This window comes from Rhizobium sp. AG207R, from assembly GCF_027109195.1.
GTDB lineage: Bacteria > Pseudomonadota > Alphaproteobacteria > Rhizobiales > Rhizobiaceae > Rhizobium > Rhizobium dioscoreae.
This window is the reverse complement of the sequence record NZ_JAEPVT010000007.1, coordinates 242,036-258,070: the sequence shown is the minus strand read 5'-3', so window position 1 is coordinate 258,070 and position 16,035 is coordinate 242,036. Positions and strand designations below refer to the sequence as shown.

The 16,035-nt window shown below is 59.1% G+C and carries 21 protein-coding genes and 1 tRNA gene; 12 read left to right on the top strand and 10 right to left on the bottom strand.

All coding sequences use genetic code 11. The features are described 5' to 3' along the window. Positions 1 to 41 precede the first annotated feature (41 nt). A complete protein-coding gene (locus tag JJQ51_RS18620) occupies positions 42 to 1,202 on the bottom strand; it encodes a CaiB/BaiF CoA transferase family protein (protein WP_113330322.1) in 1,161 nt (386 codons plus the stop codon). A gap of 236 nt (positions 1,203 to 1,438) precedes the next feature. On the opposite strand from JJQ51_RS18620, the gene JJQ51_RS18615 reads away from it, so the two are divergent. Continuing rightward, entirely contained in the window at positions 1,439 to 1,852 is a 414-nt protein-coding gene (locus JJQ51_RS18615) for a carboxymuconolactone decarboxylase family protein (RefSeq protein WP_113330323.1), read from the top strand. Positions 1,853 to 1,908: 56 nt separating this feature from the next. Here the strand turns inward: JJQ51_RS18615 and JJQ51_RS18610 are convergent, their stop codons facing one another. Next, positions 1,909 to 2,298 carry a hypothetical protein gene (locus JJQ51_RS18610; RefSeq protein ID WP_069611796.1) on the bottom strand — a complete coding sequence of 130 codons (390 nt, stop codon included), beginning with the start codon at positions 2,296 to 2,298 and terminating at the stop codon, positions 1,909 to 1,911. Positions 2,299 to 2,630: 332 nt separating this feature from the next. Here JJQ51_RS18610 and JJQ51_RS18605 point away from each other — a divergent pair, with 332 nt between their 5' ends. The 4 genes from JJQ51_RS18605 to JJQ51_RS18590 all read left to right on the top strand — a co-directional run bounded on the left by JJQ51_RS18605 (position 2,631) and on the right by JJQ51_RS18590 (position 6,297). Continuing rightward, on the top strand, positions 2,631 to 3,134 hold the full coding sequence (locus tag JJQ51_RS18605) for a cupin domain-containing protein (protein WP_113355231.1): 504 nt from the start codon (positions 2,631 to 2,633) through the stop codon (positions 3,132 to 3,134). 213 nt (positions 3,135 to 3,347) lie between these two features. Beyond that, positions 3,348 to 4,196 carry a MetQ/NlpA family lipoprotein gene (locus JJQ51_RS18600; RefSeq protein ID WP_113330324.1) on the top strand — a complete coding sequence of 283 codons (849 nt, stop codon included), beginning with the start codon at positions 3,348 to 3,350 and terminating at the stop codon, positions 4,194 to 4,196. A 372-nt stretch (positions 4,197 to 4,568) separates the two neighbouring features. Then, on the top strand, positions 4,569 to 5,651 hold the full coding sequence (locus tag JJQ51_RS18595) for a methionine ABC transporter ATP-binding protein (RefSeq protein WP_113395215.1): 1,083 nt from the start codon (positions 4,569 to 4,571) through the stop codon (positions 5,649 to 5,651). Then, positions 5,641 to 6,297 (top strand): methionine ABC transporter permease, encoded by a 657-nt coding sequence (locus tag JJQ51_RS18590; RefSeq protein ID WP_069611800.1) that lies wholly within the window; start codon positions 5,641 to 5,643, stop codon positions 6,295 to 6,297. The genes JJQ51_RS18595 and JJQ51_RS18590 overlap by 11 nt, the downstream gene beginning before the upstream one ends. A gap of 63 nt (positions 6,298 to 6,360) precedes the next feature. On the opposite strand, the gene JJQ51_RS18585 is transcribed toward JJQ51_RS18590, so the two are convergent. After that, entirely contained in the window at positions 6,361 to 7,392 is a 1,032-nt protein-coding gene (locus JJQ51_RS18585; protein ID WP_113395216.1) for a hydroxyacid dehydrogenase, read from the bottom strand. 54 nt (positions 7,393 to 7,446) lie between these two features. Beyond that, positions 7,447 to 8,142 carry a DNA-3-methyladenine glycosylase I gene (locus JJQ51_RS18580; RefSeq protein WP_113395217.1) on the bottom strand — a complete coding sequence of 232 codons (696 nt, stop codon included), beginning with the start codon at positions 8,140 to 8,142 and terminating at the stop codon, positions 7,447 to 7,449. A 259-nt stretch (positions 8,143 to 8,401) separates the two neighbouring features. Between JJQ51_RS18580 and JJQ51_RS18575 the strand changes: the two genes are divergently transcribed. The 7 genes from JJQ51_RS18575 to JJQ51_RS18545 all read left to right on the top strand — a co-directional run bounded on the left by JJQ51_RS18575 (position 8,402) and on the right by JJQ51_RS18545 (position 11,548). Continuing rightward, a complete protein-coding gene (locus JJQ51_RS18575) occupies positions 8,402 to 8,662 on the top strand; it encodes a DUF982 domain-containing protein (protein ID WP_092712227.1) in 261 nt (86 codons plus the stop codon). 190 nt (positions 8,663 to 8,852) lie between these two features. Next, positions 8,853 to 9,110: a DUF982 domain-containing protein gene (locus JJQ51_RS18570; RefSeq protein ID WP_113355111.1), complete on the top strand. Its 258-nt coding sequence runs from the start codon at positions 8,853 to 8,855 to the stop codon at positions 9,108 to 9,110. A gap of 359 nt (positions 9,111 to 9,469) precedes the next feature. Further along, entirely contained in the window at positions 9,470 to 9,679 is a 210-nt protein-coding gene (locus JJQ51_RS18565) for a DUF982 domain-containing protein (RefSeq protein WP_173002450.1), read from the top strand. A gap of 121 nt (positions 9,680 to 9,800) precedes the next feature. Then, positions 9,801 to 10,052: a DUF6074 family protein gene (locus JJQ51_RS18560; protein ID WP_069611806.1), complete on the top strand. Its 252-nt coding sequence runs from the start codon at positions 9,801 to 9,803 to the stop codon at positions 10,050 to 10,052. Positions 10,053 to 10,152: 100 nt separating this feature from the next. Beyond that, a complete protein-coding gene (locus JJQ51_RS18555; protein ID WP_156090738.1) occupies positions 10,153 to 10,572 on the top strand; it encodes a hypothetical protein in 420 nt (139 codons plus the stop codon). 286 nt (positions 10,573 to 10,858) lie between these two features. Next, positions 10,859 to 11,113, top strand: coding sequence for a PilZ domain-containing protein (locus tag JJQ51_RS18550; RefSeq protein ID WP_113355115.1), 255 nt, complete (start codon positions 10,859 to 10,861; stop codon positions 11,111 to 11,113). A 225-nt stretch (positions 11,114 to 11,338) separates the two neighbouring features. Continuing rightward, the gene (locus JJQ51_RS18545; protein WP_069611809.1) at positions 11,339 to 11,548 is read left to right on the top strand and encodes a hypothetical protein; all 210 of its coding nucleotides are present in this window, start codon (positions 11,339 to 11,341) and stop codon (positions 11,546 to 11,548) included. Between the two features lie 96 nt (positions 11,549 to 11,644). Here the strand turns inward: JJQ51_RS18545 and JJQ51_RS18540 are convergent. The 6 genes from JJQ51_RS18540 to JJQ51_RS18515 form a co-directional block, all read right to left on the bottom strand. After that, a tRNA-Met gene (locus JJQ51_RS18540) sits at positions 11,645 to 11,721 on the bottom strand. Positions 11,722 to 11,884: 163 nt separating this feature from the next. After that, a complete protein-coding gene (mnmA, locus tag JJQ51_RS18535) occupies positions 11,885 to 13,084 on the bottom strand; it encodes a tRNA 2-thiouridine(34) synthase MnmA (RefSeq protein WP_269245064.1) in 1,200 nt (399 codons plus the stop codon). A 273-nt stretch (positions 13,085 to 13,357) separates the two neighbouring features. Next, positions 13,358 to 14,011 carry a CDP-alcohol phosphatidyltransferase family protein gene (locus JJQ51_RS18530; protein ID WP_269245063.1) on the bottom strand — a complete coding sequence of 218 codons (654 nt, stop codon included), beginning with the start codon at positions 14,009 to 14,011 and terminating at the stop codon, positions 13,358 to 13,360. Between the two features lie 13 nt (positions 14,012 to 14,024). After that, positions 14,025 to 14,417, bottom strand: coding sequence for a hypothetical protein (locus JJQ51_RS18525; RefSeq protein WP_113395220.1), 393 nt, complete (start codon positions 14,415 to 14,417; stop codon positions 14,025 to 14,027). Then, the gene (locus tag JJQ51_RS18520; RefSeq protein WP_113330336.1) at positions 14,414 to 15,364 is read right to left on the bottom strand and encodes a phosphatidate cytidylyltransferase; all 951 of its coding nucleotides are present in this window, start codon (positions 15,362 to 15,364) and stop codon (positions 14,414 to 14,416) included. Before JJQ51_RS18520 ends, JJQ51_RS18525 begins: the two co-directional genes overlap by 4 nt. Positions 15,365 to 15,366: 2 nt before the next feature. Continuing rightward, positions 15,367 to 16,014: a lysophospholipid acyltransferase family protein gene (locus tag JJQ51_RS18515; RefSeq protein ID WP_113395221.1), complete on the bottom strand. Its 648-nt coding sequence runs from the start codon at positions 16,012 to 16,014 to the stop codon at positions 15,367 to 15,369. Positions 16,015 to 16,035 lie beyond the last annotated feature (21 nt).

Here is a 16,035-nt window from a genome sequence, read left to right as displayed (position 1 = left end):
TGGAAAACTCCTTCTAAATCCATCGCGGCCTCTCGACCCCTTCAGCCAAGGTCGAACTCCTCCCAGAGTGCCGCATTATGCTCGCCAACGTGCGGGGCCGCACGCTCGAATTTCGGTCGCTGCCCATCGATACGGATAGGCGAGCGGGTGGTACGCAGGCTGACGCCATCATCGCGCCCGACCGTCTGCAGCATGTCGAGAACACGAAATCCTTCACTGCCCAGAAGCTCCGGCCAGTTCAGCACTTTTGCGCACCAGATGTCGGCAGGTTCGAGGATCGCTAGCCAGTCGTCAACGTTGCGGCTGGCGATGCGCGCAGCGATCAACGCTTTGATTTCATCGCGCGCCGTGAACCAGCTTTTCTCATGATCGCGATAGGCCGCAAGCTCGTCTATCCCGAGCAGATCGGCAAGTTTGGAAATCGGCGTCATAGCGATGGCGAGATAGCCGTCGGCGGCGGGATAGACGCCATAGGGGGCGGAAAGATAGGCATGGGCGCTACGAACATGGGAGCGCTCGGGCAGCTTATAGCCATTATTCATGTGAACGCTCAGCACCTCAACCTGCAGATCGACCAGGGCTTCCAGCAGGCTGGTCTCCACCAGTCCACCCTCGCCCGTCACGCCGCGCCGCACCAGCGCCGCCAAAATACCCTGGGCGGCAGCCGCACCCGCCAGCATATCGCCGATCGCGAGACCAAAAGGCACGGGCCCCTGTCCCTCGTCGCCGTTCAGCCACATGACGCCGGAACGCGATTGCGCCAGAAGATCCTGCCCCGGCCGCCCGACCCATGGTCCCTCTTCGCCGTAGCCGCTGATCGAGCAATAGACGAGACGCGGATTGAGCTTGCTTGCGGCCTCGTAATCCAGCCCCAACCGCTCGATCACACCGGGGCGAAAGTTCTGAATAAGCACATCGACCTTGGAGACCAGCTTGCGCAGCACGCTCATATCGCGCTCGTTTTTCAGATCGACCGCGAGGCTTTCCTTGGAGCGGTTAATCGCGTGGAAGATCGTCGAATCACCGCTTTCATCGTCGCTGAGATAAAGCCTGCGCGAAAGATCGCCGCCACCGGGACGCTCGATCTTGATCACCCTGGCGCCGAGATCCATCAGCCGCAGCGAGCAATAGGGACCCGACAGAAACTGGCTCATGTCGACGACGACAAGTCCGGCCAGCGGCAAGTCCCTCTTCAGTGTCATTGATATTCCCGCTCCCCGACATCACCCCGGCCCAAAGCGCCTCTCCGCCTTGAGGATTATCCTCGTCACCGGTTCCTGCGTCAGCCTCAATCTTCTTATGTGAATAGTATTTTCACATATGGATGACTTTTGCAAACGAAAAGAGGAAGGATAATGGAAGCTCCCGCGCCCAGGTCGTCAGGAAATAGATTATGGTTCCACATAATGAGAGCTGATGAAATGAAGGGAGATAAGGAATGGCGACGGTCAAGTTACTCGATGATGCGGAAGCCGAGGCAATCCCGGCGGTCAAGGCTGTGTTCGACGACATTCGCGCGGTGAGAAAATCCGATTTCGTCAATAATTTCTGGCGCGGCCTCGCCAATGATCCTGCATTGCTTAAGCGCACCTGGGAGGGCCTGAAAGCGGTCATGGTGGCGGACGGCGCACTTGATCCGCTCGTGCGCGAGATGATCTACATAGCAGTCTCCACGGCCAACGGTTGCACCTATTGCGTCCATTCGCATACCGCAGCCGCCAGAGCAAAGGGCATGACTGACGCCCAGCATGGGGAACTGCTGGCGGTTATCGGACTTGCCGGACAGACCAATCATCTCGTGACGGCGATGCAGATCCCCGTCGATCCGGAATTCGATGTCGGCGGCCGATGACACGCAAAAGGCCCGCGGGCACATGCCGGCGGGCCTTCCATAAACAATCTTCGCTGTTAGCGATCCGACGTTTCCGCCGCCTGGGTATCTGCCGCAATGGCAGCGACGTTGACGCCGTTGTTCACGACCAGCAATCTTTTGCGAACCAGAACGCCCATCACGCGGGCGGCGGTCGAAAAGGTCATCGTGTCGAGCGGACCCTCGCCCTCCCAAGGCTTGGTCAGCCGCTCGGTCACGGCCGAGACGATATTGTTGGGCACGATATCAGTGCATTCGCGCATAGCTTCGAACACGACGCTAATGGGATGGATACGTCCCTCGAACGTCACGATTGGTTCGGTTACTTCGCTGTCCCATTCCTCGAAGGCATAGAGCGCTTCGCGGAAGAGCTGCTGCAGGGTAATGGGGGCATGACCCTCATGAAGGGGCGGCAAGGCATTCGACATGTCTGTCTCCTTTCAATTGGAAGTCCGGCGCATATATGAAAGTTGATGGTCTCTCCTCCGAGACCCAAGCGCTGCTTCTTCAGTTTGGCGCGCCTTAAATGGGGGGAGCGGCGCGGCAAACCATCTTGTGACCGGCGCAACGCGGGACGCACACGAAATGTTCCCACCGGTCATGTAACTTGATCAAGTCTATAGATTAATCTCGACTTGAAAAGCCTCAATGATAACTTTCTGCAATTCTCTTTATTTTTGAATGGCTTCATGTAGAGTGAAATGACAGCGCATCTGTGGAAGGCATGCGAATCTCCATTCAGGGCCGAAAGGACGCGACCATGTGCGGCGATCACGAACACGAGCACCAACATGGGCATGATCATAGCCACCAACAGGTCGATTGGCGTGAACATGGCGTCAAGATCATTCCGGGCAATGCCCTCGACCCGAATACGGCGCAGACGCCGGGCATGAACCGCGCAACCGCAATCAATCATGCCCGCGCAGGCGCTGAAAAGATCTGGGCAGGAACCGTGACGATCCACGCCAATGCCAAGACCGGCGCCCATCATCACGGCGACCTTGAAAGCATCATTTATGTGGTCAAAGGCCGGGCGCGAATGCGCTGGGGCGAGAACCTGGAATTCGTCGCCGAAGCCGGGCCTGGCGATTTCATCTTCGTGCCGCCTTATGTGCCGCACCAGGAGATCAATGCAAGCCGCGACGAAACGCTGGAATGCGTGCTTGTCCGCTCCGGGCAGGAGCCAGTCGTCGTCAATCTGGATATCGAACCGGTCGAAAAGCCGGAAGAGGTCCTCTGGAAGGACCCAATCCATCGCTGAGGCGATCAATTTTTGAGCAAATGCCTATTTTGCCGCATAAGTAATCTATAGTAATTATAGAAAATAAGTTTGCTCTTTTGCGTTGCACTGAAAAGAGTTTTTCAGAACCGCAGTGCACAACGCATGATCCTGCTTCGCGGATAGACCGCGCGTCTGAAATGATCCTGCTGTCAACGAGAGAACGATCTCGATCATCTGGAACAGGGATTTCCCATGACTGAAAAGCTTTCTAGAGGTTTCGCTGCGCTGCGCCTTTCCCGCCGCGCCGGCCTTGCCGCCATCCTCGCTTCCGCTGTCGCCGTCTTCGGCCTGACAGCAACCGCCATGCCGTCTTTCGCTGCAGACAAGACGATCAAGGTCGGCATCATGAGCGGCGAGGACGAGGATGTCTGGCGCGTCGTGGTCGCCGAGGCCGCCAAGAAGGGCCTGAAGGTCGAGCCGGTCGTCTTCAACGATTATACCCAGCCCAACGAAGCACTCGAGCGCGGCGAAATCGACGCCAACGCCTTCCAGCACAAGCCTTACCTCGACAACCAGATCAAGCAGCACGGCTATCACATCGCGATTGCCGGCTACACGGGCATCTGGCCGATCGGCCTCTACACGAAGAAGTACAAGACGGTAGCCGACCTTCCGAAGGGTGCTGCCATCGGGGTGCCAAACGATCCATCCAACGAAGGCCGCGCATTGCTCGTTCTGCAGCATGAGGGCATCATCAAGCTCAAGGAAGGCACCGGCATCCTCGCCACGGTTGCCGATATCGCTGAAAACCCGAAGAACGTCGACATCAAGGAGCTGGATGCCGGCATCGTCGGCCGTTCGATCGATGATCTCGATGCAGCCGTCGTCAACACCGACTGGGCACTGAAAGCAGGGCTCTCGGCGAAAGACCGCATCGCGCAGGAGCAGACCGAAAACAATCCGTACCGCAACTTCATCGCCGTCAAGCAGGGCAGCGAGAATGAAGCCTGGGTCAAAACGCTGGTCGCCTCCTATCAGAACGACACCGTCAAGGCCGAGTTCGACAAGGTCTACAAGGGCACCGGTCAGAGCGCCTATTGATCTCAGAACGGCGCGGGGGGACAGCGCTGAACGGCGGGCGGCCGGGGCATCTTGCCCGGGCCGCCTTTGATGTTTTCCCCGGCAGGATGCGATGAAGTGTAACTGAAATTGGCCGAGAAATTCGTGGAGAGTGTGCACCCCCCTTCTGTCCCTTTCGGGACATCTCCCCACAAGGGGGGAGATCGGAAATACGCGGCAAGCCATTGCCAGAAACACGCATCGCATCTGCTGACACATTGCCGATTGTTCTGCTAAGCGCGCAACAAACTCCCAACGATCTCCCCCCTTGTGGGGGAGATGTCACGAAGTGACAGAGGGGGGTACAATGGCCTCAACGAACTCGGAGGCCGCTTTTATACAAAGAGAAGCACTATGAATTCTTTCACCCCAGCCACATCGATCGACGGACAGGCGCCGCCTGAAGCGACAGGCGACGAGATCGTCCGCCTGGTCGATGTCCGCCGCCGGTTCGGCGCGACGCCAGCGTTGGATGGCATATCGCTGACCGCACGCCGCGGCGAAATCGTCGGCATCATCGGCCGCAGCGGCGCCGGCAAATCGACGCTGATCCGCTGCCTGAACGGGCTGGAGCGTGTCGATAGCGGCGAGATCCACATCGAGGGCCGCGATATCGCCCGCCTTTCGGAGAAGGAGCTGCAACCGCTGCGGCGCCGCATCGGCATGGTCTTCCAGCACTTCAATCTGCTGTCCTCCAGGACGGTCGAGGAAAACATCGCACTGCCGCTGAAAATCGAGGGCGTCGCCAAGGCGGAACGATTACAGCGCGCCCGCGAACTGCTCGAACTCGTCGGCCTTGCCGACAAGGCCAAGGCCTACCCGTCCGCCCTGTCCGGCGGCCAGAAGCAGCGCGTCGGCATTGCCCGCGCCCTTGCCGCCCGGCCCGCAATTCTCCTGTCGGACGAAGCCACATCCGCGCTCGATCCGGAAACAACCCGATCCATTCTGGCATTGTTGAAGGACATCAACCGCAAGCTCGGCCTGACGATCCTGCTCATCACCCACGAGATGGAAGTGATCCGCTCGATCGCCGATCGCGTCGCGGTCATCGATGCCGGCCGGATCGTCGAGGAGGGCTCGGTATGGACGGTTTTCGCCAATCCCCAGCAGGACATCACCGCGAGCCTGCTCAGCGGCGCGCGCCCGCAGCTTCCAGACCATATTGCCGCCCGCCTTTCCCCGACATCGGGCGCCGAAGCCATCCTTAGCATCGATCTTGCCGGCCCTGCCGCGCAGGGTGCGCTCTTTGCCGAACTCTCGGCCGCTCTTCCCCGCTCCTTCCGGCTGGTCCATGGCGGCATCGACCATATCCAGAACCAGCCCGTTGCCCGCTTCTTCGTCGCGGTGCCGACGCGCGACGCGACCTTGCCGACCCAAGTCGGTGACTTCTTGAAAGCCCGCTCCGCACGGGTGGAGGTTCTAGGCTATGACAACTGATGTAATCCTCGGCCTGCTTTGGCGCTCCTTCTGGCAAACCGTTTGGATGACGGGCGCCTCCGGCTTTCTTTCCCTCATTATCGGCCTGCCGCTCGGCCTTGCTCTCGTCGCAACCAGCCGCGGCGGCATCGCTGAACAGGGCGCGATCAACCGCGTCCTGGGCATCCTGGTCGACGGCTTCCGGGCCGTGCCTTTCATCATTTTGCTTATCGCCCTGATCCCGCTGACGCGCCTGATCGTCGGAACCGCGCTCGGCACGACAGCCGCGATCGTGCCGTTGACCATCGCCGCGATCCCCTATTACGCGCGCGTCGCAGAGGTCTCGCTCCGCGACGTCGATCGCGGCCTGATCGATGCCGTGCGCGCCATGGGCGGCAATCGCTGGACGATCGTCCGCGAAGTGCTGATACCGGAAGCGATGCCCGGCATCGTCGCCGGCTTCACCGTGACCATGGTCACACTGATCGGCGCTTCGGCTATGGCCGGCACGATCGGCGGCGGCGGCCTCGGTGACCTTGCCATCCGCTATGGCTATCAACGCTACGAGACGAGCGTCATGATCGCCGTCGTCATCATCCTGATCATTCTGGTCTGGGGCATGCAATGGCTGGGCGATCGCCTCGCCAATAGGCTCGATCGCCGCTAGCTTCGTCGATACGAATCCACTCCCGGTACAGAAAGACATTGCCCCGGGAGTGAAGACGAAAGATCAGTTGCGCGTCACTGGCCTCGAGCGCATGCGCGATACCGTTTCCCGCTCGGCGCGCTTGCAGCGCATCGGCGGCAGGCCGCGATCCATCAGATCCATATCCTCCAGCACCATGTCGCCCATCTTCTTGAAGGCGCTGTCGAGCGCACCGGCACGATGGGCGGAGCGGAGGAAGCCCTTGAGCTTGCGTACCGGGTGATCGGAGCCGAGCGGCTCCTCGGGGTAGACATCGCTTGCCGCCACGATATGGCCCGAGGCGACAGCCGCCATCAGTGCATCGAAATCGACGACATCGGCCCGGCTGAGCAGAATGAAGGCCGCGCCCTTGCGCATCCTGGCAAAAGCCTCGGCACCCAGAAATCCCTTGTTCTCGCTGGTGACTGCGGCAACAACGAAGACGAAATCGCTGTTGGACAACACCTCATCGAGCCCAGCGGGCTGCACGCCATGCTCCTTGAGGATCGACGGCGGCATCCAGGGATCGAACACCCTGATATTGGCGCGGAAGCCGGAAAGCACGCGGTTCAGCGCCTTGCCGAGATCACCGAAGCCGACAATACCGACATCGCTGCCGGCAACGAGCCGCGCCTTCGCATTGCCATCGCTACCCCAGAGTTCCCTGCCCTCGCGGAAATCGACATCGGCATCGACGATCCCGCGCGCCAGGCTCAGAGCAAACCCCAGGCCGATCTCGGCGACCGGCTCGGCAAAAACGAGGCCAGTGGTCACGACGTGGATGCCGCGCTCGAAAAGCACTTCATAGGGCATGTTGTTGATGAGATTGCTCTCGACATTCAGGATACAGCGCAGTTGCGGCATGCGGTCCAGCGTTTCCCTCAATAGTGGCGGCTGGCCGATGATGTAGCGCGCCTCAGCGAGCACCTCGTCGCCCAGTCCGGCGATATCGTCCGAATCCGCCTCGACGAGGCGATATTTCGAATGAAGGAGCGACAGTGCATCCTTGGTGAAGATAAGCTCGAGCGAGCGCGGCTCCGGCGCGCTGATGGCCAAGGGTCTGCTATCGTTCGTCATTCTGCTCCTCCAATCTCGCGGCGCGATCCAACATCATTCGATGGATGAGATCAATCAGGCCTCGTCCTCTTCTCCCGGCATTCCGACGGAGAAGGCGCAGATGCGCGAGAGATAAGTCATCGGTAGGCCCGTCTCGACGTGCCAGGCGCTGAACTGATCCTGGATCAGTCGAAGATCCTTCTTGGTGGGCTTATTCTCCGAGATAGGGAGGCCGGAAAGCCGCAGGCAGACGAGAACGTCATGGCTCATGACGAAGCTGTCGCGGCCGATTGCCCGCAGGAGATACTGCCCGGTCATGCCGCCGAGCCGGTTTGCCTGCTTGTCCAGGAGAGCAAGCAGGCCGATCTGATCCTCCAGCGGCCAATCGGCGAAGAAACGGCCGGCGCTGCCGTGCTCATCTGCAATCGCGCGGATGAACTGTGCATTGGCCCGCACCGACATGATCTTGGCGCCGTTGCGGATGACCCGTGCGTCCGAGGTCAGATCATGCCAGTAATCATCCGGCGCCAGATTGAGAAAAGCGGGGTCGAAGCCGGAGAATGCCGTTTCGAAACCAGCCCATTTCGAATCGATGACGTTGCGCACAAAACCCGCATAGAAGATGTAGCGCGTCATCTCCGACAAGATCCGATCATCGGGCAGAGCACGCAGCACTTCATGGTTCGGCACCTTGGGCATCAGCGCCTTTAACCCGTCGGCGCCTCCCTTGCGCTTCTCGGCCCGCTCCCTGATCTCGGCAAAGCTTCCCATCACCCTCTCCTGTCGGCCACGCTGTGGGCCAAGTCTTTTATGATCTCATCGCCCAGTGCAAGTAATCTCCGCGCAATGATTTCCTGTGAAAAACACGACGTCGAAAGTTATGACTCGAAAGTTGATCACACCGGCATTCGAATTGATTTCCCGACGATTGAAACAGTTCCGAAGTGCTCCAGATATCGTCTTGAAATTAACTTGAGATTCCGCACACCGTAGCGTTAATTTCGGCGGCGTCGGATCGGAGCCTCCTGCAATGAACAATAAAGACTGGAATTATCCCATCATGGTCATCTGCAAGCGCACCGGAAAAGTCTATACGGTCGCGAACACCAAGGAAGCGCTGGACATGCTGCTGAACGCATGGCCTGTCGCAGAGGGCAAGGCTTTCATGATGGCTCTGCAGGTCTGTGCCGACGTCGAAAGAGGCCAGGGACAACCGCTGGAAGCCCGCAATAGCTTTGTCGCTGCAGCATCGGAGGCTGGCGTCCCCCTTGAGATGCCGGTGATTCAGTAGGAATTGCTGCCCTGTTTCGAGACCTGCTGCGCACCGTTTTCACAAGGCTTGATTGGGGTATGTCCGGTAGGCTGCCACACTGTTGGGCGCCGCACCGCTCTTACAGAAATGGTGCGGACCGATTTTCCGGAAATTGCGAAACTTTTTGCCGTGGCGGGAGTTTCACTCGCAATGTCGGAGCATCATCGAAATGAAAATGACCTTTAGGGCCGGCGCAAGCCGCTGGCCAGAGCCCGTATATCTGCGTATCGGCCACGGCATGCCGGAAGCAATTCGAAGCCCGAAGGAAGCCCACAATCACCTCCTTTTCCGCTGGCCGACCGTCAGAGGCGAAAAATACGATTCGGCCAGAAGCCTCTGCCTTGAAGCCGTGACCGACCCCTTTCTTTGCGAGTACGCCAGGAAGGTGTTCATCGAGGCCTGCATCGAAGCCGGCGTGCTCGACTAGATAGCGATACTGAACCTGTTGCCGATCCGTGTTTGAGTACGCAAGCTTCCGTGCTCTGCATGCGGTATCTCGGCATAGGGCCGTCGGCCACCGCGCGTGCGTGACCACAAGCTCTCCCAAGATCTATCCAATTCTGCGGGAGAGATACGATAATTCGTCGCACTTCTACAATCATTGCGAGAATTTACAAGGTGAATTTGCTCGCCACGTACCAAGGAGCGGAACCTGTTTCACTGACCTCGGCCGGAAAGCGTCCGAATCGGAACGCTTCTTGCTGTGTTACCGAAGCATGAACGTTTCGGAGGTAATGCGTTTTGAAACGAAACACTTTACGACCATTTCCAGCTGTCACGCTTGTCATGGGTGAGAATGGCGGAACCCGCCGCGTCAATTCGGTGCATCAGGTCGCAGAGCTGCTGCTGGAACATTGGCCGGTGGCAAATGGCGAAGACTATGTCGCAGCGGTACGGGTCTGCCTCGAAGCTATGCTTGGCGCCGTCCCTGCCGAAGCCGTAAGAGAGGCCTTGATCAAGGCTGCTCGGGAAGCAGGCATATCCGTAATGCAGTGAATCACCCATCCTTCCCGCACCACGCGGGATCTCTCTGACATTATTCACTTTTTATGAACGAGTGCCGGCGATCTTTGCCAACAGAGGCAGGCGATTCGCCCCTGCCGATGACGGAGAGAATATGTCGCTTCTACCATTCCCGGCCGACAGGCGTACCAGTGATGTCAGGCGGTGTGCCACAGCCCTTCAGCAGCTACATGGTGAGGCGGCAAACCGCTTCTGGCGCTCGGAAATGGCACTTTTTGCCAACGCCTTGCGCGAACAGGGAGTGGAAGACGGCGAAATCTCGCGGCAAGCCGGCCTCTTCATGCATGCGGTCCAGATGGAACTGCAGCTTGCCTATGCCGAAGAGGAACTGAACGCCTCGGCCTGACGGCGTTAGAGCTTCTCCGCTTCCTTGAATTGCGAGAACGCTCTATCTCTTTGTTTTTTCGCAGTTCCGGACGGAAAACCGCTACGCAGTTTTCCTGGAGTTGCTCTATTTCGGCAATCTGCAAAATGCGATGGATTTGTCGCCGCTGGTCGGTGACTTGATCTGCACGGTCCATTCTCCCCCGGGAAAATGGAGCCCCTTTGACGAAACCACGCCGGTGATCTGCGCGCAGGCCTTCCTGGCATCGGCGTTCGGCAGATCTATGGTCGCCATGACGGCGTACCTCCGGCTGGAAACCTGGCAAGGTGCTGTAAACAAGCCGGTATTGTCGATCATCTTGCAGACCCGGAACGCATTGCTCACGGCATCGTCTGCAGCCATCGCGGAATTGGCGATCACCAGCATGGTGGCCGCTGCCAAAAACAATCTCATTGAAAATCCCGATCCCCTATGGCGGCACGGTGCCAGAGCATGTTTCGTCTTGCAAGAGATGTTGCATGGATTTCCATTGGCCGTTTGAAAATACAACGCAATTGACGGCAACTTGTTCGCCGGTGGCTGCCTTCATCAGACACCGCTGAGATATTCCGCTTGCGATCAAACCAGAGAGATTGGCTCTCGAAGATATGGCGGTGCCGATGCACCGGGCTGTGCCTGCCTCCGTCCAGCTGGTATCTTGCCGATACCCGCCACTCCCCTTCGCTGCATCTGACGGCGGGAAGCGCTCAATTTGCGACTTCCCATTAATATCTTCGATATTAGAACATGCCATATTAGTGAAAAACAGGACTGAAGGAGCCAGCGCGATGACGGCATTCTCACCCGAAGGCCGGGTAGCCACCCGAAAGCGAACGCTTCTCGGCGCGAAAATCATATTTAACGACGGCCACTCGGTCTTCGATTGCCTCGTCCGAAATCTGTCCGATACCGGCGCCATGATCCAAATCGAAAACCCACTCGCCGCACCCAACGCCTTCAAACTGCAACTTTCGGACGAAAGATTATTGGCTTGCGCAGTGCGCTGGCGAAAAATCAACAGCATGGGCGTCGAATTTGTATGAGGCCGTCCCTCGGCGGCTAATGCCTCTGGCCGCCTTGCAAAACATAGATACCGGAAGAGCTATCAGCCAAATCTGATCGATATGGAGTTGCCAACGATATCCCAAATCGCAGTTGCCGCCCTACCGATCAGGTTCGCCCGGAACAAATAAGCCGCACCGTGCATTCACAAACATATGGTCCAAACATATGGCGCTTTGCCGAATTGGTTTGTGAAGGAGACGGCTATGAACCAAGACACTATCGATCGGCTCGATACCATCAGCCAGCAGCTTCATGATCGAGCTCTTGCTCTGGCCCAGTCGCAATCCCAGGAAGGCCAAGACCATGCCCTCATGATGTCGGCACTAGCAACCTTGGCGGCGGCAGTAAGAACCTTGGATGACGACGTCGCTCGTCTCGACGGCCCCAAGGGGATTGGCGCGGCCGGTTCTTGAATTCAGCCCTTTCAAATGTCGAAAGGGTTTAGCTTTCGCGCCCATAACAAACGAGCGCTTTCTTAGCCAGCCGTGCAGAATTGTTGGAGGGACGTATGGTAGCGGAGGAGGGATTTGAACCCCCGACACAAGGATTATGATTCCTCTGCTCTGACCTACTGAGCTACTCCGCCACGCTGCGCTTGATGTCGAACATCAAACACAAAGGTCAAACGAACCGCCACTCAAAAAGCGCCGGCCCATCGGTTGAGCGGCTTATAAGGTGCGGCTCGGCTTGGTGTCAAGCGGATGATTTGGAAAAATCAGTGGTTTCTCCAAACCGATCTTATCTATCGTTCAAGCTGCGACCGGGCTTCCCAGCAGCGCCTTCAAGGAAGCTTCCGCCATCGGCTCGCGTTCCGAACGTTCGATGAACCCGCCGCCATAGACGCGGGCGTCGTCACCGGGTGCCGAATAGAGCGCGCAAGCCTGGCCGGGAGCCACGCCGGCCTCGCCGATGGTAAGGTCTACATAGATGCCGCTGGCGTCGGCGTGCAGCACGGCAGGCGACGGTGCGCGGGTGGAGCGGACCTTGGCGAAACAGGAAAAGCCCTCGCCGGAAGCGGCTTGCTCCAGCGGCTCATCGCCCAGCCAGTTGACATCACGTAGATAGACGCGATGCGTTTCCAGCGCTTCCTTGGGGCCGACGATGACGCGGCGCGAGCGGGCGTCGAGATAGACGACATAGAGCGGCTCGCCTGTAGCCACACCGATGCCGCGGCGCTGGCCGATCGTGTAGTGCAGGATGCCTTCGTGCTGGCCGAGTACGCGGCCATCGAGATGGACGATCTCGCCGGCAAGCGCCGCGTTCGGCTTAAGCTTGGCGATGACATCGGAATATTTGCCCTGCGGCACGAAACAGATGTCCTGACTATCGGCCTTCTTGGCGACGATCAAGCCCATCTCTTCGGCAAGCGCACGGGTCTCGGCCTTCGGCATGCCGCCGAGCGGAAAGCGCAGATAGTCGATCTGTTCCTGCGTCGTGGCGAAGAGGAAGTAGCTCTGATCGCGATCGGCATCGGCCGGACGATAGAGCGCGCGGCGATGCGGATGCTCCGGCGATGGGTTCGGGCGCGAGCGGATATAATGCCCTGTTGCCAGCGCATCGGCGCCGAGTTCCTTCGCGGTCGCCAGCAGATCGGCGAACTTGACGGTCTGGTTGCAGGCAACGCAAGGGATCGGCGTTTCGCCGGCGACATAGCTCTCGGCGAAAGGATTGATCACCGTCTCGCGGAAGCGCTTTTCATAGTCGAGTACGTAATGCGGGATGCCGAGCGTTTCGCAGACGCGGCGCGCATCGTCGATATCCTGGCCGGCGCAACAGGAGCCGGCGCGATGCACGGCGGCGCCATGGTCATAGAGCTGCAGCGTGATGCCGAGCACATCATAACCCTGCCGCTTCAAAATGCCGGCAACGACGGAGCTGTCGACACCGCCCGACATGGCGACGACGACGCGGGTATCTTCCGGCCTCTTGTCAAAATCCAGTGTATTCACGGTCGTTGCCGCCAGTCTTGAACGATCTTCGATGCTGCCGAGCGGGATGACCTTTCATTGAAACGCCGTCACGCTCTCACGATTTCATTTCGCATGATCTGATCCAAAAACCGCTGCACACTTTTCGGGATCATGCTTCCTGCCGCCGGATGCCATGCAAAAGCGGCGAATTTTCATCACAAGGGCCTTTAGCCGCTCTTTGCAGCCAGCCTCAATTGTGGACGGATATAGAAAGGATTGCCAACCCATGCAAGGGGTGAGCGAAATCGCGAATCATCCCTTTGCCTTCAAATGCCGGATCAGATTGCGGCTGCGCCTCGCCACCGTGACCGCCGATCCGATGCCAACGATCCAGAGCGCAACGGTCAAAACCCAGCTGCCGCCGGTCCATAGAGCCTCGATAATCGAAAGCAAAGCCGCTGTCGTAGTGACCGCCATGCGATGCTGCTTGGCCATCGGGCCGACGAAATCGCTGGGGTTGCCTGCGGCGCGGCCAAGCTCGCGCACATAGGCCGTCAGCACAGCAAAGGCAGCCGCCGCCCAGCCGAGGCCCGGCGCTCCAATGCCATAACCGATACCGGCGAAGATGAGGATATCGGCGATCCGATCCGGAAATTCGTTCCAGAACGGCCCATCGGCTTCAGCCTTTCCGCCTTCGACTGCCACCATGCCATCGAGCAGATTGCAGAGCAGACGCAGCTGGCAGAACAAGGCGGCAAGGATCAGCAGGACCACCCGCATCCCGACGCTTTCCGCGACGCCAGAGAGCCAGAACGAAGCCCCTGCCAGCGCTGCCATGAGCATGCTCGCTTGTGAGATCTGGTTCGGCGTTACCGAAAGCGCGGTCATGCGCCGCGCCAGCGTCTGAGCCCATCGCGTGTTGCGGCTCGCCAGCGGTCGTCTGTCGCCCATCCCCTCGCCTGTCATCGCCCCTCACCTTTCATGACTTCGCGGCATTGCCTGAAATTGAATAATTATAGATCGCCGCATAGCTGGAGGAGACCAGCAGTGGCACGGCGATGGTCTTCAGGATCTCCGGCGTGCCGCTCAGCGCGTGGATGACAACCAGGATGGTCGCCGAGCCCAGGCAGGCGATAAGTGGCGGCGCCCAAAGGCGCACAAGGCCGCTGAATCGCCGCGACAAAGCCTCGACCACGGATTTCAGGAACAGCGTCAGGCAGCCAGAAAGCACGCCCTGCACGAGGCCTGATACCAGAGGCCGCGGCATCGGGTGCAAGCGATTGGCGAAGACAGCCCAGCCGCCCATGGCAAGAAAGGCGAAAAGCACGTGCACGATGCTGCTGCCGGCAAGCGCTTTCACCTTTCCGCTCATGACAGTGACCACCAGAAGCGCACGAGATGGAAGAAGATCGGCGCGGAAAAGACGACCGAGTCCAGCCGGTCGATCAGCCCGCCATGCCCTTCGATGAGATGCCCCCAATCCTTGACACCGCGATCCCGTTTAATCGCCGACATCACGAGCCCGCCGAAGAAGCCCATGATGGTGATGATAAAGGCGAGAAGCCCGGCCTGCAGCGGCGTAAATGGCGTCACCCACCAGAGCGCCGCCCCGATCAACGAGGCGCTGATGACGCCGCCCACAAAACCCTCAACCGTCTTCGATGGCGACAGACGCGGCGCGATCTTGGTTTTTCCGAAGAGCTTGCCCCAGACATATTGCAAGACGTCGCTGAGCTGCACGACGATCACCAGGAAGGCGATCAGCAGCACGTTGCGGCCTTCATATCCCGGAATATGCAGCGTCAGCAGCGCCGGCACATGCGAAGCGCAGAAGACGCAGATCATCAGCGCCCATTGCACCTCGGCGATGCGCACGAGAAACCGCTCGGTATCTCCGCGCAGCACCGCGATAATCGGCATGAAGAGAAAGGCGTAGACGGGAATGAAGATCGAATAGATACCGTATTGCTCGGCCCAGAGCAGGTAATATTGCACCGGCAGGGCGACGAAGAAGGCGGCGGCAAGCGCCCAATGATCCGCCCGTTTCGTGTTGATCAGCGTCACGAATTCGCGCAGTGCCGCAAAGGAGCAGAAGGCAAACAGCAGGATGACGCCGGCACGCCCGGCAATGAAGGCGATGCCGATCAGCACCACCATCACCCACCAGGCCTTGATGCGCGCATTGAGGTTTTCGATCGCCGCATTCGATCCGTCGGGCGACAGGCGCTGTTCCAGCACATAGCCGATGATCGAGGCGACGATCAGAACGCCGAAAATGCCGAGAACGAGATGGATCAGATCGGCGCTTGCCGCACTCATGCTCAGTCTCCTGCCCGCTTGGGCGCCAGCGCCAATAAGGCCGCTTCGGCTCTTGCCAGGAACTCCGCCTTTTCCTCGGTCTCGCCGATATGCAGCGCCTCACCGAAGGTGACGGTGCAGATCAGCGGAATAGGCACGAACTCGCCCTTAGGCATGACGCGATTAAGATTGTCGATCCAGACGGGCACGAGATCGATATCGGGGCGAGCCCGGGCAAGATGGAAAAGCCCGCTCTTGAAAGGCTGCAGCGGCTGATCGGTCAGATTGCGTGTGCCCTCTGGAAACAGGATCAGCGAGGAACCGGCGTCGAGCGCCTGCGTCATCTGCGTGACCGGATCCTCCTTGCGCGCTTCGCGATCGCGCTCGATCAGCACGGCGTTGAAAACGTCGCGGCCGATGAAACTATTCAACGGCGATTTCAGCCAATAATCCGCACCCGCTACCGGGCGCACGCGTCGGCGCAATCGTGGCGGCAGGACGGTCCAGATCAGGATGAAATCGCCATGGCTGGAATGATTGGCGAAATAGACGCAGCGACGGGTTTGCATGCCGCTCTCGGGCCAGATCGCCCGGACGGCGGTGATGGCGCGTGCAAACAGCACGATCGCCACGGAGACAGGCCTGGCCAGCCATTCGATCGGCGTGCCCATCCCTTTTCCCAAAAAATCCTT

Bases quoted from the DNA above. Each gene is read 5' to 3' on its own strand.
- JJQ51_RS18620 (WP_113330322.1), bottom strand. From the start codon at position 1,202: ATGACACTGAAGAGGGACTTGCCGCTGGCCGGACTTGTCGTCGTCGAC.
- JJQ51_RS18615 (WP_113330323.1), top strand. From the start codon at position 1,439: ATGGCGACGGTCAAGTTACTCGATGATGCGGAAGCCGAGGCAATCCCG.
- JJQ51_RS18610 (WP_069611796.1), bottom strand. From the start codon at position 2,298: ATGTCGAATGCCTTGCCGCCCCTTCATGAGGGTCATGCCCCCATTACC.
- JJQ51_RS18605 (WP_113355231.1), top strand. From the start codon at position 2,631: ATGTGCGGCGATCACGAACACGAGCACCAACATGGGCATGATCATAGC.
- JJQ51_RS18600 (WP_113330324.1), top strand. From the start codon at position 3,348: ATGACTGAAAAGCTTTCTAGAGGTTTCGCTGCGCTGCGCCTTTCCCGC.
- JJQ51_RS18595 (WP_113395215.1), top strand. From the start codon at position 4,569: ATGAATTCTTTCACCCCAGCCACATCGATCGACGGACAGGCGCCGCCT.
- JJQ51_RS18590 (WP_069611800.1), top strand. From the start codon at position 5,641: ATGACAACTGATGTAATCCTCGGCCTGCTTTGGCGCTCCTTCTGGCAA.
- JJQ51_RS18585 (WP_113395216.1), bottom strand. From the start codon at position 7,392: ATGACGAACGATAGCAGACCCTTGGCCATCAGCGCGCCGGAGCCGCGC.
- JJQ51_RS18580 (WP_113395217.1), bottom strand. From the start codon at position 8,142: ATGGGAAGCTTTGCCGAGATCAGGGAGCGGGCCGAGAAGCGCAAGGGA.
- JJQ51_RS18575 (WP_092712227.1), top strand. From the start codon at position 8,402: ATGAACAATAAAGACTGGAATTATCCCATCATGGTCATCTGCAAGCGC.
- JJQ51_RS18570 (WP_113355111.1), top strand. From the start codon at position 8,853: ATGAAAATGACCTTTAGGGCCGGCGCAAGCCGCTGGCCAGAGCCCGTA.
- JJQ51_RS18565 (WP_173002450.1), top strand. From the start codon at position 9,470: ATGGGTGAGAATGGCGGAACCCGCCGCGTCAATTCGGTGCATCAGGTC.
- JJQ51_RS18560 (WP_069611806.1), top strand. From the start codon at position 9,801: ATGTCGCTTCTACCATTCCCGGCCGACAGGCGTACCAGTGATGTCAGG.
- JJQ51_RS18550 (WP_113355115.1), top strand. From the start codon at position 10,859: ATGACGGCATTCTCACCCGAAGGCCGGGTAGCCACCCGAAAGCGAACG.
- JJQ51_RS18545 (WP_069611809.1), top strand. From the start codon at position 11,339: ATGAACCAAGACACTATCGATCGGCTCGATACCATCAGCCAGCAGCTT.
- JJQ51_RS18530 (WP_269245063.1), bottom strand. From the start codon at position 14,011: ATGACAGGCGAGGGGATGGGCGACAGACGACCGCTGGCGAGCCGCAAC.
- JJQ51_RS18525 (WP_113395220.1), bottom strand. From the start codon at position 14,417: ATGAGCGGAAAGGTGAAAGCGCTTGCCGGCAGCAGCATCGTGCACGTG.
- JJQ51_RS18520 (WP_113330336.1), bottom strand. From the start codon at position 15,364: ATGAGTGCGGCAAGCGCCGATCTGATCCATCTCGTTCTCGGCATTTTC.
- JJQ51_RS18515 (WP_113395221.1), bottom strand. From the start codon at position 16,014: ATGGGCACGCCGATCGAATGGCTGGCCAGGCCTGTCTCCGTGGCGATC.